The following is a 14,407-nucleotide window of genomic DNA, read 5'->3' as shown; positions in this document are numbered from 1 at the left end:
AACCCCCCTGGTTGTGGGTTGGCTCCCATCTTTATTGCCGGCCCCCCCCCCCCCCCACCCCCCGGTTTTTTTGGTGGGGCATTATTACGCGTTTTATTCCCCCCCCACACAACCAAGGCGGATACCGGACGGCACAGTAGCCTTGAGACCTGATCCGGCAACCGTCCGACGGCACCGGTACGTCCTTGGGTTGTGACTACTGCTGCATCCCAACCGCCGTCCAGCGCACTGCCGGCCTGGCCGCACTGCGGCCACGGCGCGACCTCGGCCGATCCGGTCGGTTGCCGCGGCATTCACGTCGGTGACCACACCGCCTGTCTGGCCCACCTGAACAAGGCCGACCGCACCGCCCACCTCGAGGCACTGTCACCCGGTGCCGACATCGACTACCGCGGCACCCCCTTCACTACCGAACTGCTACACCAGTTACTCGCTACCCTATGCGACTACTCCACCACCGGTCAGCCCCACATCGGCGTCGCCCGGTTCGACGAGGCGTCCTTCGTCGGCGTCGCCCAGTTCAACGAGGCGACCTTCTCCGGCAACGCTGGTTTCGACAGGGCGTCTTTCTTCGGCGACGCCGGGTTCAACGGAGTGTCCTTCGCCGGCAACGCGGGGTTCGGCGGGGCGTCCTTCTCCAGCGACGTCTGCTTCGGCGAAGCACGGTTCACATCGGCGTCGCGCTTGGGGCCGCTGGTGTGCGGCAAGCGGGTGGTGTTGGACGCTGCGGTATTCCAGCAACCGGTGACGTTTGAGATTGCCGCCCGCCGGATTCGCTGTGCACGCACCCGATGGGCATCGACCGCCACGCTGCACCTGCGTTACGCCGAGTTGGACCTGAGGGACGCGGTCTTCGAGTACCCGGTGCTGGTCGCCGCCCGCCCTACCCCCTTTGCCCTGCCCAGCCCGGGTCGTGTGTCGCCGGAAACAGAGTTGTCCGGCCTGGAGCCCGGCGTGCGTCTGGCGTCGGTGGGCGGAGTGGATGCCGCGCACCTGGCGCTGCATGACATCGACCTGAGCAAGTGTCGGTTCGCCGGTGCTATCCACCTCGATCAGCTGAGAGTCGATGGCTGGTGCACCTTCGCCACCACCCCCACCGGCTGGAGCTGGCGTTTTCCCTGGCGGTGGAGTCGACGCAACACGTTGACCGAGGAGCATCACCGGCGGGTGCGCGCAGCCCGCCACCCCGACCGGGCCACCACCCTGGGCTGGGCCAGCCCGCCGCAGGACGCTCCCGATCTGAAGCCGGCGGCGGTGGCGGCGCTGTACCGGCAACTGCGCAAGTCGCTGGAGGACGGCAAGAACGAGCCGGACGCCGCCGATTTCTACTACGGCGAATGCGAGATGCGCCGCCACGACGCCACCCGCCCTTGGGGCGAGCGCGCACTGCTGAAAATCTACTGGGCCCTGTCCGGGTACGGGTTGCGCGCCACCCGCGCACTGACCTGGCTGGTGGCGGCGATGGCCGTCACGATCGCGGTGATGACGCTGTGGGGCTTGCCCGCCGACGACCCCAAGCCGACCATCACCGGCCGCCAGGTCTCCGTCGGACAGCAAGCCATCCTCACCACCGACACCCCCGACCCGGTCAACCCCACCGGACCGCTGACCGAGCGGATCACCACTGAACGGTTCGAGAAGAGTCTGCGGGTGGTGATCAACTCTGTGGTCTTCCGCTCTTCCGGGCAAGACCTCACCACCACCGGCACCTATACCGAGATGACCTCCCGGCTCGCCGAACCCGTCCTCCTTGGCCTGGCCATCCTCGCCGTCCGCAGCCGCATCAAACGCTGACCATCTCCTCACGCGGTCCGGCGTTCAAGTAAGCGGAAAACTTCAACGAGCACCGCGAGTGTTTCCAGCCGGGCCACCCGCTTGTGGAGGGTGCGGATCGGATCGACCGACCAAGGGCATCATCGGCGCCCCGTAGTCGCCGTCTACGCTCTTGACATGCAGCGCAGCGATGTCACGCGGGACGACGGCACATGGGTGGGCCTGTCCTTGGACCTACAGGACCGCCACCAGCCAGAACTGTGCGTTTTCACTGCTGGACCACGGCTGCTGGTCTCCCAGTTGTCGAGGCCTGTGTTGCTCGCCGTGGTCGAAGAGCCCCTACAAGGCGTGGACTTCTGGCGTACCGACGAATACCGCTCCTTTGTCCCACCGCTGCGCGCCGACGTGGGGCGTGCCCTGTCGGGCAGCCCGCAACGGTGGGCTCACCGCTTCGCGCGCTACCTCATCGACTCACCGGGCAGCCCGTTGCACGAGGGCCGATGGCTGCTCTCCTGCGAGAGCCCGCTCCTGCGCTGGCGTCACGCTGCCACTTCGCATGCCCAGTACTGGAGCTCGATGCTCGTCGAGGGCCATCCGGACGGATACATCGACTGGTTTTTCCACTCCACGTCGTTCGAGGTCCTGCCGCTGCGGCCAATGCCCGGCCCAGGCGACAGCCGAGTCAAGGCGTACCGCAAGCAGGTCCGCGAGGGGACGCTCCCACCCATTCTGTTGTGGTGGGTCAGTGGTCTGGACTGTCATCTGATCCTGGACGGTCACGCACGACTCGCCGCGGCGATCGCCGAGTCCATCGAGCCTCCGCTGCTGCAGTTGCACCGCACCATGCCGCGCGATGACCTGGCCACACGTATCGATGACGCTGTGGGCTTCTACGAGTACGAGCTGGAACGCTTCGCCGGACTCCGCGCCGTCCATGGTCCCACCGTCCCGGACGGCGCCGCCACCGCCGGCCCACAGCTCGTCCGCCTCCTCCACGATGCGAACACCGCAGAACAACCGACCTGGGCCTGGCCCTTGCCCGGAGGGGAAGGCCAGTGGCGTCGCATCGCACGCGAGGTAACCTTCGGCAAGGACTGGCTTCGTACCTGAGTCCTGCCGATAGGACACACGAACCGCCCGACGCCCGCGACCTATCCGCGCGAACTCTCAGGGGCGGAGACATTCTCCTTGCGGATCGAAGCAGACGAATCCGTGCTCGCGGGCCAGTTCAGCGGCGTACTCGGACACTTCCCCGGCCTTGCCGTAGGACATGAGCAGGTACACGATCGGACCCGATGCCTCATCGACGACCGGTGGTGACGCCCACACGACGTTGCGGTCGACATCATCTGGGTACCGCGCGACAAGGGCTTCCACATATGCGACGACGCGCGGTGTCGGAGACACGACGGCATCGTCCGACTCCAGGTAGCGCTCGTAAAGCTCGTCGTACACCAAGCCCGCTTGGCGGTTGTCGAACGGACGGTCGCCGTCCCACATAGCAAGGTCATAGCTCACAGACGCATCGTCACAGGTAGCAGTTCCGCCAGTGTCGGCAGGTCCTGCGATCGCGTCCCGCCAGTGATCCGTAAGAGAACTCCTAGTAGTGCTTCGTTACGTTGAGTGATCTTCCCTGGTGGTGGGCATCGTCCTGGTATGAGGCTGGGGGAGGTGGAACGGCTCCGGGGTGAGTTGGCGGAGTTCGTTGCCGATGTGTTCGCCTCGGTGCCGCGGCGGGATCAGCGGCGGTGGACCGGGAGTTGTACGTCCCTCGCTCGTGGACCTCGGACCCGGATCGCTGCCGTGCGGCGGGGCTGGGCGAGGGTGCCGCCTTCGCGACCAAGCCGGAGCTGGCCCGCACGATGATCGAGCGGTTTCTGGACGCCGGGCACCGCATTGGCTGGGTGACCGGCGACGAGGTCTACGGCGGCAACCCGAAACTGCGGGCGGCCCTGGAGAAACGTGGCCTGGGCCATGTCCTCGCGGTGGCCTGCTCGGCTGATGTGACCACCGGCGCAGGAAAGTTCCGCGCCGACGCGCTGGCCAGGAAACTCCCGCAGTGGGCCTGGCAGAAACTGTCCGCCGGATGCGGCGCGAAGGGGCACCGCTATTACGACTGGGCCGTCATCGACCTCACCGACCCGGCACCAGGCCACCGTCAGCTGTTGCTCCGACGCAACCGGACCACCGGCGAACTCGCTTACTACCGCTGCCATTCCACCGTGCGGGTCCCGTTGCGCACCCTGGTCAGGACTGCCGGATGCAGGTGGCGGGTGGAGGAGACCTTCCAGACCGAGAAGGGCCTGGCCGGACTCGATGAACACCAGGTCCGCCGCTACCCGTTCTGGAGCCGCTGGGTCACCCTCGCCATGCTCGCTCATGCCTTCCTCGCCGTCACCGTCCGGCTGCTGACCGACCTCTCCCACCGGCTCGGCTGGTCCGACTGGAGACGCCGCCACCAGGCCCGAGCCCAGGCCAACCATTACCGGCGGCAAGCTGCAATTCAGGCATGAATGATCTCTCGCTGCGAAGGTTGAGCGTTCTCGCCGAAGACTGGGATCAGGTCCGGCGGCGTCGGTAGTACGCATACGTGAGGACCAGAAGCAGTGGACCCCACAGGTTCATCAGCCCGCTCATGGCCATCGCGAGGACATCCCAGCCCTCGTCGTACGGCCAGGCCGCCGTGCCGGCGGTAGCGGCTTCGTACAGCCAGTGGATGCAGAGCGCGGTGAAGAAGAGGCCGCCCAAGGTTGCGGGGATGATCGCGGCGGCCGGCGGAATGCGTCGCCCGCCCAGCCTCGGCACCCAGTGGGGAACGACCTCGCCCCAGCGGCGGACCAATCCGAAGCTGAGCAGCGCGAGGATTTCGGTGAGGATCGTCAGCCCGATGACGTAAGGGGCGTTGTACCAGGCAGGGGGCATGGGCTCTCCGCCCATGCCGTACCCGAAGCCAATTGGTAATCGCCAGATGCCGACGGGCAGTACAACCAGAGGGATGGCGTGCGCGACGCGCTCTGCCCAGGCGGGCACGCTGTGCTGTGCGGGGTCCGTCGCTTCGGAGTCCGGGTGGGAGTGCCTTGTCGTCGTCATGCATCCACCCTGCCGTGAGGCACGGCGACGCGGATCAACTCGGAGGCTGGCCTTGTCCCGCCCCGCGTCCGCCCCGCGGTGGAGCAAGGTCAGCCTCCGAGATGATGAGGGTGGAGTTTCGCGGCTTGGGGTCGCGACGAACTTGCACACCAGGCAGCCCCCTTCGTGGGCGTCGAAGAGTCGATCGCCCAAAACTTGAAGGCTCTGCCCAGCCTTCGATGAGAATGCTCAAACTTCGCTGCGGCAGGTCAATGAAGATCACGATCTACGGCTGGAGTACTAGTCCCGGCTGAGGCCTGGGCATACGAACTCGTTGGCGTGTTCTTCAAACAGAACTCCCGCTTGATGCCGTCATGTCAGAGTGCGTTGGGGAATCGTCACACCGATCCTGAAGAGAGACTGAGCCTTTTCCAGCCTCACGCTGATGCGTGGTGAAGGACGAGGACGGCCTTCACCACGTCGGTGATTCGGTTGGTGCTGCAGCGGAGCTTCCGCAGGAGGCGCCAGCCCTCGATGGTGGCCATGGCCCGCTCGCCGAGGCAGCGGATCTTGGCGTGGGTGGTGTTGTGGCGACGCTTCCATCGCTTGAGGCGGCGGCCCCGAAACGGTACGCGGACGGGTCCGCCGGCGCCTTGATATGCCTTGTCCGCCCAGCATTTGAGTTCCGCATCGGCGAGGGCTTCGATGATGCCGTGCTGCCGCGCGGCGGTCAGGTCGTGAGTCGAGCCGGGCAGAGCCGGCGAGGCCCAGAGCAGCCGTCCGAACGGATCGGTGAGGACCTGGACGTTCATGCCGTGGCGTTTGTGTTTCCCGGAGTAGTACGGGGTGTCGGCGGCGATGCGGTCGATCGGCAGCAGGGTGCCGTCGAGGATCACGAACGCCTTCGTCCGGATCGTCTTCATCGCCTCGGCCAGGGACGGGGCGAGGACGGCCAGGGCCTCGACGGCTTCACGTATGTAACGGTAGACGGTCGCGATCCCGATGTCGAACCCGGCAGCGAGCTGGGCGTAGGTGTCACCGCACCGTAGATGGGCCAGGGCGAGCAGTGCCTGACGTGCGGCGGGAAGGCGCCGCCACCGCGTTCCGATCTCCTGCCGCCGGGCTGTCAGTTGTCCGGTCAGGAACCGCAGGGTGCGGCTGGACAGATCAATCGAGGACGGGTAGACAAGCACGCGAAGCTCCTGGCGGATAAGGGTGATCTTGGTCGAGAACCCGTCTACCAGGAGCTTCGTCGTTGCGCAGGACAGTCCAACTCGCGGTCAGATACCGCAGCTTGAAAAGGGCTCACTGCCCCATCGTGGCCGATGGGGCGCTGGTGGAGTGGGGACCTGCGTCGGTGTGGCGTGCCGCGGTTTCCCACGAAATCCGGTGGAGTCTCAGCGGCCGGAAGTGGTTGGGTCCTGCTCAATGCTTCGCTGACACGGCCCGGCACAGTGCGAGGCGCAAGGCCCGAATCGCAGGGCGGTCTAGCCCGCGCGTTGTCGAGTGATGGAGGTTATCGCGGTGGCTGGTTATGGGGCGCTTTCCGACGTATACGAGTGGCTGATCGGGGACGACAGGTTGACCCCCGCCAAGGCAGCCGCGGTTTACTACAGCGATGTCATGGGCTCTCTGCCGCCCAACGCGCGCGTCCTCGACTGCGCGTGTGGAACCGGCCAGCTCGCCGTCGGTCTCGCAAGTCTTGGCCTTGACGTGGTCGCCACAGACGCCAGCAAGGGGATGGTTCGCCGGACCGAGAAGGCCGCCGACGAGCAGGGTGTCTCGCTTCGAGCCCTCCGCGCGAGCTGGGACGAGCTGCCCGACCACCTGGAGGACTCCACGTTCGATCTGGTGTTCTGCGTCGGCAACTCGCTGGGGCACGCCGAGGGCGCAGCCGGGCGCCTGACCGCACTGGAAGCGATGTCGCGGCTGCTGAATCCGGGCGGACGCCTCGTGCTCCACTCACGCAACTGGGAGCTCGTGCGCTCCGCCGGCTCACGGGTAGACGTCCGCGATCGACTCATCCGCCGCAACGACCGCGATGCGGTCGTCAGCTACTACTGGCAGATCGAGCAGCGCTGGGAGCAGGAACACTTCCTCGAGATCGTGGTCGCCCAGATCGAGCCGGATGGGGCAGTGCGAGCCTGCTCGGAGCGGTTGTCCATCTGGCCCTACCGGTACGAGGACCTTGTGGCGCAGTTGCGGAGTGTCGGGCTCACGGTGCAGTCCACCACCTTCGACCCCGAGAGCGATGGATACCTGGTGGTCGCCAGCCGCGACCAGGCGCGAGGCACGTCTGAGCCGGCGCGCTGATCCGCCTTCGTCGTTGTCGTTGCCGACCTGCCGGCTCGCGACCGCCTGCAGCCCGTCCTCACCTTGCATCTGACCTGCTCAAGCGGAGGTTGGAAACAGCTCAGTGGTCGGCTGTCTTGTGGTGGTCGACGGCTCGGCTGGTTCACGCCTGGAACTCGGTGAGATCGATGGCGTGAACGCGCAGGGGGTAGCCGTACACCGGGTGCGCCGTCTCCCGCTCGGGCAACATGCCGAGCTTACGGATGACGTTCTCGGAGGCGTTGTCCCCCACCCGGTTGATGCTGATGACACGGTCCAGGCCACGGTCCTGGAGCGCGAACTCCAGCGTGGCATGCGCGGCTTCGGACGCGTATCCCTGGCCCCAGAACTGTGGGCCGAGCCGCCAGCTGATCGCCACGGCGGGCATTACCTCCGGCAGGAACTCGGGCACGGACAGCCCCGTGAAGCCGATCAGTTCGCCCGAAGCCAGCAGTTCGACGGCGAAGAGTCCGAAGCCCTCCTCGTCCCACTCCTCCTCCCACCGCTCGATGGCCTCGGCCGTGTGGTCCAGGTCGCGCACCGAGCCGTCACCGATCCAGTGCATAACCCTTGGGTCCGCGTTGATGTCCGCCATCGGCGCGAGGTCGTCGTCGTGCCAGCTACGGAGGAGAAGACGGGGTGTGTGGATCTCGATCATGCGCCCATCCTGCCGAAGGCGAGCGTCTCCTCGGTAATCCGGCGCTCACCCGCGCTGCCGCTCCAGCAACCACGACGCGTCGAGCCGCCTGGGCCACACACTGAGCCTTTGCCGGTAATAAATCATGACGTTGCGTGATCATTGCCCTGTCGCACTGCACCTTGAGCGCATCTCAGCGGAGCCTGACAAAGTGCACTTTGTCTCGCTGAAGGTTGATTACTCGGTCCAGAACCGCAGCGATGCACGCCGACAACACCAGACTGGTGGTCACTGCTTCCGCTCTCCAGCCGTGAACGGACCGGTCACAGGGGCCACACACTTGTCGACGACGGTCTCCTCTCCGGCTGCCGAGCCCTCCAAGCAGAGCCGTCCGCCCTTGTCACGCAGGTCGAGGAAGAACCGCGTGGTCGCACCGGACTGCTTGAGGTCGTGGATGCGCTCGTCGACATAACCGAGGTCGTTCAGGATCGCCCTGACCTTGGTGGGGGTGGGTCCCACCAGATCCCACAGTGCCTGGACGATGCGCTCTTCATGAAGATTACTCGCGCACCAGTCGCGAGCGTTCAACTCCACTTCCGGCCCCGCCGTGGGGGCAATGGGATCTGTACGGTGAGTGGTGTAACTCTCGAGCTGGAAGCGACAGTTGAGACTGACGTGACGAATGACACCGAGGCCGGGAAGGCCGCTGTGAATGGGGCGAGCGCCGTGGACGACGAGCTGGTCGCCGAGTTGGTGGCCCGGGCTCAGGCCGGTGGGGTGAGGCTCACCGGGGAGGGCGGTCTGCTGCAGCAGCTGACCAAGCGGGTGCTGGAGTCTGCGCTGGAGGGCGAGCTCACCGATCATCTGGGGCACGAGCCCGGTGAGCGGGCCGAGGGCGGCCGGGAGAACTACCGCAACGGCCACCGGTCCAAGACGGTGATCACCGAGTCTGGGCCGCTCGAGATCGCTGTGCCGCGGGACCGGGCGGGGTCGTTCGAGCCGCAGCTGGTCAGAAAGCGGCAGCGGCGTCTGGGCGGGGTGGACGAAATGGTCCTGTCGCTGTCGGCGAAGGGGCTGACGCACGGGGAGGTCTCCGCGCACCTCGCCGAGGTCTACGGAGCGGAGATCTCGAAGTCCACGATCTCCACGATCACCGACAGCGTGATGGCCGGCATGACCGACCAGGCCGCCCTCAAATGCGTCTACCTGGCCGTCATGGGCCCGGACCCGACCGGCACCGGACGCAAACGCTGGGCCATGCGCTGGAAGGCCGCACTCCAAGCCTTCGACATCACCTTCGACGGCCGGCTCACCATCGGACGCCGCTAAAGAAAACCGACCGAGTTCCACCGTTCGCTCCACAGACCCCCAACCGGTCCATGGCCTGCCAGGACCCCGCTCAGTGGCTGCCGCCCGCTGCCGACGTCCACTGCCGCTACGCCGCAGAATGGGGTAGCTGGCTTTGTTCACCGAGAGCCGACAGCACCGGTACATGGGATGGGGAGACGTCGGCGGAGCGTCGTGTTCGATGTTCATGAGAGACGACAGCGCCCCCGCGCGCCCGGCTGTCGCCGGTCTTGCCTCGGGAAGCCACGGTGAGGCCCCAAGCGCGGTTCTGTGTGGTGTTCCGACCCCTTGGCGTCCGGCCACGGAGCTCGCGCAAAAACCGATGGGCGGACCACGGCGGTGGCTGCTACTTTCGCGGAGGCCGTGCGAGAGAACGAGGAGGTGGTACCTGTGAACGTATCGACATGGGTGCTCTCCTACGGGGTCATGGTCGGGCGATAGGTCGTCCGGGAGCGCCGTTCAACAGCGCTCCCGAAAGGCACGACCATGTCCCTTCACTTCACTTCCGAACAGCGCCTCGACGACGGCGTCCTCGAACGCGAATTCACCCTTGGTGAGATTCCCGGCATCCTGTGGACGCCTGCATCCGCACCGGCGCCGCTGGTCCTGCTCGGTCACCCCCCGCTCGGACTGCACAAGATGTACCCCCGACTGGCAGGGCGGGCCCGGAACGCCGCGGCAGATGGCTTCGCCGCGGCCACCATCGAGCTTCCCGGGAGCGGTAACCGGCCCCGATGGACCGCCGCCGAGCGGGCCCGTGCCGATCTGCGCCGGGCTGTGGAAGCCGGCGGGCCGGTCAGCGACGAGATCATCGACGCCCTCATCCTTCCGCTCGTCGACAAGGCGGTCCCGGAATGGCAGGCCGCCCTTGACGCCCTCCTGTCGCTGCCCGGGATCGGCGGTCCGGTCGGGTACTCGGGGGGATTGATCTCCATCGGCATCCGGCTTGCGGTGGTCGAGCCGCGTATCGTGGCCGCCGGTTTCTTCGCCGGAAGTTCCGTGCCTCGAGCCATGTTCGATGAGGCCCGCCGGGTCACCATTCCGCTGCACGTCCTGCTGCAGTGGGACGACGAAGGGAACGATCGGCAGGCGGCTTTGGACCTGTTCGACGCTTTCGGCTCCAAGGAGAAGTCCCTGTACGCCAATATGGGCGGGCACACCGGCGTCCCGCAGTTCGCGGGGGACGCCGCGGCCCAGTTCTTCACCCGGCACCTGAAGTAAGGCCGGGTCGCTAGGCCATCAGCAGACGCTGAGCCATGTTGGCCAGGCTGCTGCTCATCAAGGGGCAGGTCCCGGCGCTCCTCTGCCACCAGGAGCCGCCGGGACAAGCCCACCCAAAAGCAGCCGGCCGCGCCGTAGAAGCTCGGCGGGGAATGGGCATAGAGCCGATGGGGGGTGGCGCGTGGATCATTGACACGGCGTTGCGGGCGTACCATCCGGGTCCAGGCCGTAGGCCACAGACTCTCGACCGCATCCCCCAGCCCGGGGTGGAACAGGACGTCAAATATGCCGTGGTGGACGGCCTGTCGGGGAACATCTGCCTGTCTCGCTGCGCAACGAGCGCCTCCCGTTGGGCAGTTCTGGCAACGCAGGATCATTGCGCATTACGGTGGCCCGGGCGCGGCTGCCGTACGGGCTGCCGCCGGGGAGGAGAACGTCTTGTTACCACATGTCGGGCTGTACTATCCGTACATCCATTTCCGGGATGATGGCTGGCTGAAGACCGCAGCGCTCTACTGGCGGGAACTGGCGCGAGTCGTCCCCGAGGATTACCGGCTGTCCGATTCCAGGACCGCCCGTGTCCTTGCCCAGGAGATCGACTTCGTCACGAACGTGGGTCCAGCCTCCGCGGCGCGGCAGGTGGCGCCCATGTTCCTGGACCTGCTCGACCGCTACGCGGATGCGTTACGCACCGCGGGATACGGCGTGTCGGAGTCGTGGGGAGAGGGATACAACCATACGGCGACGCCCTTCGATCCCGCGTCCCCGCGTTCGCTCGGACCCTCGTCCGGCGACAGCCGCTCCCTGCACCCCTACCGGGCCCGGGCGGCAGCCGCCTACTGGGAGGAGTTCACCCCTGAGCTACGGGAGGCGCTGTTCGCCACCGGTCTCGCCACTGACGGGCGTCGTGCTTCCGGTCTCCAGGCAAGGCGGTCACTCAGGGAAGGACGATGGGTCACCATGAACGCTGCACTCGCCTGGGTCTACAAGTGCGCGTTCGTCGAAGCGCTCGCCGCCCAGGGCCGGTATACACCCACGACCGACCAGCCCGACGCCCACCTCGCGTCGGACGGCTGGGACGCCGACCGCATCGCCGAGGTCCTCCTGCGCACGCCCACGCCTTCCACCTCGCCCCTTCCGTCCGCTCCTTCCGCCGATATCGTCGGCCTGCTGGCCGTCCGCATCGCCGTCCCGGCCGATCTCACGGACGTACCCGTCGAAAAGATCGTCAAGTTGCGCAAGGACCACCGTGACGAGTTCGCCGCGTTCACCGGCACAGTGGCGGAGACGGTGGACCTGCTGAAGCAGGAACTGGCCGGGACGACCCTGCCCGAGGCACGCGAACGCTACTTGCACATGGCCGTGGAACAGCGCTTCGAAGTCCCTTTGCAGGCACTGCGGGCGGCCATGAAGGGACAAGGAATCAACACTGTCTACAGCGCCCTCAACGTGAAGTTCGAGATCCCCGCGCTGGCCGCCGCAGCCGGCGGAGTCGGCGCCCTCGCCGGCCACCCACTGCTCGGTGGCGCGGTGGGGGCAGCCTTGACCTTCGCAAACCTTCGCCACACGCACATCCAGCAGACCAAAGCCTTGAAGGCGCAGAACCCGGCCGCGTACCTCCTGGCCGTCCAGCGCGGTCTCACACCGCCATCCCTCCTCCGCCGGATCACCCGCTTCGCGTGAGGCGCGACGAGGCGGGCGCCGCCAGTGGCACTTCCACCCCGGAAGGTGAAAGGGAAGTTCGTCCGAGTGCCGCTTGACGGCGGCCAGGACCTCCACCGTCTCGGCGACGTAGCGGTAGAGAATGGCGATCCCGACACCGAACCCGGCCGCGAGCTGGGCGTGGCTGTGTCAGCACCGCAGGTGGGCCAGCACCAGCAGTGCCTGCCGGTCCACGGGGCGCCGCCGCCACCGCGTGTCCCGCTCCAAGCGCCGGGCGGCCAGCAGGCGGGACGGATACCGCAGGGTCGAGCTGGACAGATCGATCCCCGATGGGTAGACAAGCATGTGAAGCTCCGGGCGGACAGGTTGCTCTTGGTCGACAACCCGTCCACCAGGAGCTTCACCTCTTCCCGGACACCACCCCTGCGCCAACCGGCCAGCCACTCAGCCAAGTTGGAAACAGCTCAATCTCTGGAGCTTCGCAGGTGACAGGGCAGATCCGCCAGCCGGAATCCGCTTGACCACATTCTCATTTTTTAAAGCACTACAGGCCAGAGAGTCGCAGAAGGACCTTCAGCCTGCAATTCAGTTGAGACGACACATACGTTGTGGAGTGACGAAGTGCAAAGTGTACTGACACTGCTTGGGGCAATTCTTGGTGGAACTCTGGTTCTCTTGGGTGATTTTATTCGGCGTAGAGTCGAAAGGCGCAAAGAGGAAGTGAATCGACTCGTAGAAGCAAGTGTGCGACTCTCCTCCATGTACAACCGACTGTGTGGGCAGATTCTTGACGCCTCCATAGCTGGTGTAGCGATGTCAGATCTGGCCGCTGCAGATCCTCTCCGCTATGAAGTGACGACCCAGTTCTTCATGACTCCTGGTAGTGAGCAGCTTCGCCCTCAGGCTTCCCGTCTGATGGATGCGTATTACCGGCTTCGGGATTCATACGGGCAGGATTCGGCCTGGATTGCGGCTCGCGATGAACACGGTTCGGCGGTGCGCGAGTTCGAAGCTGCTGTTCGTGCCATCCTCCACCGCAATCACATCTGAGGTTCTACTGGGTCTCCATCATTGCCGAGATCGGAGAGGTAAGGGGAGATCCGTGATTCAGCTCGAGGAGCACCAGGTAGACCAGAAGCCGATTTTCCGGAAGTGGGTCGGATTCCCTGCAAGGTCGTCTGTGCCGCCTCAGGGTGGCCGTGGCACGATCGTGTCAGTGACCGGGTCCGGTAAGACGATCACGGCTGCTGCGTGTGCGCTGGAGTGCTTCCCCGAGGGCCGGATCCTCGCGACCGTGCCGACCCTGGACCTGCTCGTGCAGACCACCCAGGCGTGGCGGGCGGTGAGTCACCGCTCCCCCATGGTGGCGGTGTGTTCGCTGGAGAACGACCCGGTTCTCAACGAGCTGAGGGTGCGCACCACCACCAACCCGATCCAGCTCGCCCTGTGGGCCGGGCACGGGCCGGTGATCGTGTTCGCCACGTACGCCTCTCTCGTGGACCGCGAGGACATCGACGCTCCGAAGGGCCAGCGCAAGGTTCGCGGGCCGCTGGAGGCCGCTCTGGCCGGCGGAGAACGGCTGTACGGCCGGCGCATGGCGGGCTGCGACCTCGCCATCATGGATGAAGCGCACGGCACCGCTGGTGATCTTGGCCGTCCGTGGGCGGCGATCCACGACAACGCCCGCATCCCGGCGCACTTCCGGCTCTGCCTGACCGCGACCCCGCGCATCCTGGGGGCGCCCCGGCCCCAGAAGGGCGCGCAAGCTGGTCGAGGTCGTCCGGCCCCGGGCGTCGCGCATGGCCGAGCGGCTGGTCGACGACATCTTCACCGCACTCGACGAGCAGACCGTCGTCGTCCCGGGCACCGGCACCCTCGACGTGATCGTCCCATCGCCGGCGAAGTCGCTGGCCGCCGTTCACGAACAACGCCGGGCCCTGGAAACGCGGATCGAGGCACTGCTGGAGGCCCACCCTCTTTCCCAGGTCCTGACCTCGATGCCCGGCATCGGTGTCAGGACCGCCGCAGTCCTCCTGGCCACCGTCGGCGACGGCAGCAGCTTTCCCACCGCCGCCCACCTGGCCTCCTACGCCGGCCTTGCCCCGGCAACCCGCCAGTCCGGCACGTCGATCCACGGCGAGCACGCCCCCAGAGGCGGCAACCGGCAGCTGAAACGAGCGATGTTCCTCTCCGCGTTCGCAGCCCTCCACGATCCCGCCTCCCGTACCTACTACGACCGCTGCCGAGCCCGCGGCAAAACCCACACCCAGGCCCTCCTCCGTCTCGCCCGCCACCGCATCGGCGTCCTGTTCGCCATGCTCCGCGACGGAACCTTCTACGAACCGAGGAACCCTCGACTCGCTTGAC

The 14,407-nt window shown here is 66.5% G+C and carries 11 protein-coding genes and 6 pseudogenes; 11 read left to right on the top strand and 6 right to left on the bottom strand.

The window, feature by feature from the left end; genetic code table 11:
* Positions 1-192 precede the first annotated feature (192 nt).
* Complete coding sequence (locus ACFY3N_RS17295; protein WP_390817510.1) at positions 193-1,794, top strand: pentapeptide repeat-containing protein; 1,602 nt, start codon at positions 193-195, stop codon at positions 1,792-1,794.
* Between the two features lie 156 nt (positions 1,795-1,950).
* Entirely contained in the window at positions 1,951-2,883 is a 933-nt protein-coding gene (locus ACFY3N_RS17290; RefSeq protein ID WP_390817509.1) for a hypothetical protein, read from the top strand.
* A gap of 57 nt (positions 2,884-2,940) precedes the next feature.
* On the opposite strand, the gene ACFY3N_RS17285 is transcribed toward ACFY3N_RS17290, so the two are convergent.
* A complete protein-coding gene (locus ACFY3N_RS17285) occupies positions 2,941-3,291 on the bottom strand; it encodes a hypothetical protein (protein WP_390817508.1) in 351 nt (116 codons plus the stop codon).
* Between the two features lie 218 nt (positions 3,292-3,509).
* Between ACFY3N_RS17285 and ACFY3N_RS17280 the strand changes: the two are divergent.
* Positions 3,510-4,286, top strand: a pseudogene (locus ACFY3N_RS17280) (IS701 family transposase); the annotation flags it as partial.
* Between the two features lie 46 nt (positions 4,287-4,332).
* Here ACFY3N_RS17280 and ACFY3N_RS17275 read toward each other — a convergent pair.
* Both ACFY3N_RS17275 and ACFY3N_RS17270 read right to left on the bottom strand, forming a co-directional pair.
* Positions 4,333-4,863, bottom strand: coding sequence for a hypothetical protein (locus tag ACFY3N_RS17275; protein WP_390817507.1), 531 nt, complete (start codon positions 4,861-4,863; stop codon positions 4,333-4,335).
* Positions 4,864-5,279: 416 nt separating this feature from the next.
* Positions 5,280-6,035 carry a transposase family protein gene (locus ACFY3N_RS17270; protein WP_390817506.1) on the bottom strand — a complete coding sequence of 252 codons (756 nt, stop codon included), beginning with the start codon at positions 6,033-6,035 and terminating at the stop codon, positions 5,280-5,282.
* 316 nt (positions 6,036-6,351) lie between these two features.
* On the opposite strand from ACFY3N_RS17270, the gene ACFY3N_RS17265 reads away from it, so the two are divergent.
* Entirely contained in the window at positions 6,352-7,155 is an 804-nt protein-coding gene (locus ACFY3N_RS17265) for a class I SAM-dependent methyltransferase (protein ID WP_390817525.1), read from the top strand.
* A 142-nt stretch (positions 7,156-7,297) separates the two neighbouring features.
* Here the strand turns inward: ACFY3N_RS17265 and ACFY3N_RS17260 are convergent, their stop codons facing one another.
* Positions 7,298-7,831: a GNAT family N-acetyltransferase gene (locus tag ACFY3N_RS17260; protein WP_390817505.1), complete on the bottom strand. Its 534-nt coding sequence runs from the start codon at positions 7,829-7,831 to the stop codon at positions 7,298-7,300.
* A gap of 267 nt (positions 7,832-8,098) precedes the next feature.
* Positions 8,099-8,404 (bottom strand): hypothetical protein, encoded by a 306-nt coding sequence (locus ACFY3N_RS17255; protein ID WP_390817504.1) that lies wholly within the window; start codon positions 8,402-8,404, stop codon positions 8,099-8,101.
* An 81-nt stretch (positions 8,405-8,485) separates the two neighbouring features.
* On the opposite strand from ACFY3N_RS17255, the pseudogene ACFY3N_RS17250 reads away from it, so the two are divergent.
* From ACFY3N_RS17250 to ACFY3N_RS17235, 4 genes and pseudogenes are all read left to right on the top strand, one after another.
* A pseudogene (locus tag ACFY3N_RS17250) lies at positions 8,486-8,992 on the top strand (transposase); the annotation flags it as partial.
* A gap of 188 nt (positions 8,993-9,180) precedes the next feature.
* Positions 9,181-9,261, top strand: a pseudogene (locus tag ACFY3N_RS17245) (HNH endonuclease); the annotation flags it as partial.
* A 382-nt stretch (positions 9,262-9,643) separates the two neighbouring features.
* Positions 9,644-10,378 (top strand): alpha/beta hydrolase, encoded by a 735-nt coding sequence (locus tag ACFY3N_RS17240; protein WP_390817503.1) that lies wholly within the window; start codon positions 9,644-9,646, stop codon positions 10,376-10,378.
* A gap of 438 nt (positions 10,379-10,816) precedes the next feature.
* Complete coding sequence (locus tag ACFY3N_RS17235) at positions 10,817-12,061, top strand: DUF6236 family protein (RefSeq protein ID WP_390817502.1); 1,245 nt, start codon at positions 10,817-10,819, stop codon at positions 12,059-12,061.
* Between the two features lie 75 nt (positions 12,062-12,136).
* On the opposite strand, the pseudogene ACFY3N_RS17230 reads toward ACFY3N_RS17235, so the two are convergent.
* Positions 12,137-12,385 (bottom strand): annotated as a pseudogene (locus ACFY3N_RS17230) (transposase family protein); the annotation flags it as partial.
* Between the two features lie 276 nt (positions 12,386-12,661).
* On the opposite strand from ACFY3N_RS17230, the gene ACFY3N_RS17225 reads away from it, so the two are divergent.
* The 3 genes and pseudogenes from ACFY3N_RS17225 to ACFY3N_RS17215 form a co-directional block, all read left to right on the top strand.
* Positions 12,662-13,090, top strand: coding sequence for a hypothetical protein (locus ACFY3N_RS17225; protein ID WP_390817501.1), 429 nt, complete (start codon positions 12,662-12,664; stop codon positions 13,088-13,090).
* 52 nt (positions 13,091-13,142) lie between these two features.
* Positions 13,143-13,802, top strand: a pseudogene (locus ACFY3N_RS17220) (DEAD/DEAH box helicase family protein); the annotation flags it as partial.
* A pseudogene (locus ACFY3N_RS17215) lies at positions 13,801-14,406 on the top strand (transposase); the annotation flags it as partial. The pseudogenes ACFY3N_RS17220 and ACFY3N_RS17215, both read left to right, overlap by 2 nt.
* Between the last annotated feature and the right edge of the window lies 1 nt (position 14,407).

It is taken from the genome of Streptomyces sp. NPDC000348 (assembly GCF_042898795.1).
In the GTDB taxonomy this organism is placed as follows: Bacteria; Actinomycetota; Actinomycetes; order Streptomycetales; family Streptomycetaceae; genus Streptomyces.
Note: the sequence above shows the minus strand (reverse complement) of the source record. Positions and strands in the feature narration are given on the sequence as shown.

Coding starts and splice junctions, on each gene's coding strand:
- ACFY3N_RS17240 (WP_390817503.1), top strand. CDS start 9,644: ATGTCCCTTCACTTCACTTCCGAACAGCGCCTCGACGACGGCGTCCTC.
- ACFY3N_RS17260 (WP_390817505.1), bottom strand. CDS start 7,831: ATGATCGAGATCCACACACCCCGTCTTCTCCTCCGTAGCTGGCACGAC.
- ACFY3N_RS17275 (WP_390817507.1), bottom strand. CDS start 4,863: ATGACGACGACAAGGCACTCCCACCCGGACTCCGAAGCGACGGACCCC.
- ACFY3N_RS17290 (WP_390817509.1), top strand. CDS start 1,951: ATGCAGCGCAGCGATGTCACGCGGGACGACGGCACATGGGTGGGCCTG.
- ACFY3N_RS17265 (WP_390817525.1), top strand. CDS start 6,352: ATGGAGGTTATCGCGGTGGCTGGTTATGGGGCGCTTTCCGACGTATAC.